At 33.8% G+C, this 367-nt stretch carries 1 protein-coding gene; it reads left to right on the top strand.

Annotation, left to right across the window (positions count from 1 at the left end; translation table 11 throughout):
* Positions 1–263 (top strand): hypothetical protein (locus CCAL9328_RS10785; protein ID WP_170000652.1); only part of this gene is annotated, 263 nt, incomplete at its 5' end.
* Positions 264–367: the final 104 nt, after the last annotated feature.

The raw sequence follows: 367 nt of genomic DNA, 5'->3' as shown, positions 1-367 counted from the left end.
AAGCTAAGATAGATGCGGTAGCAGCTTTTTGGAAAGAGGCTAATATCACAGGCAAAGAAGTTCAATCTCAATTAGTTAATAGCCTAGACCCTACGCCTAAAAAGGTAGTGATAAATGGTGTGGAATATGACAATTTCACAGCTTTAAATGAGAGATTAGAAGCCAAAATCCAAGGTGTGTTAAGTGAAGTTGATAGCATAAAAGAGCTTATCAAGACAGAGATTAATAATAGAATTAAATATGATAAAGTGGAGATAGAGTAATGGAAGTTAAAAAATATGACAAGATAGTTCTAGATAGCACTAGAAGCATAGATGATATAGTAGCTGGTATAAAAGCTGAACTATCTAAACAAGAGAGCCAAAAC

It is taken from the genome of Campylobacter sp. RM9328, assembly GCF_012978615.1.
The sequence above is the reverse complement of the archived record's forward strand: the minus strand, read 5'-3'. Positions and strand labels throughout refer to the sequence as shown.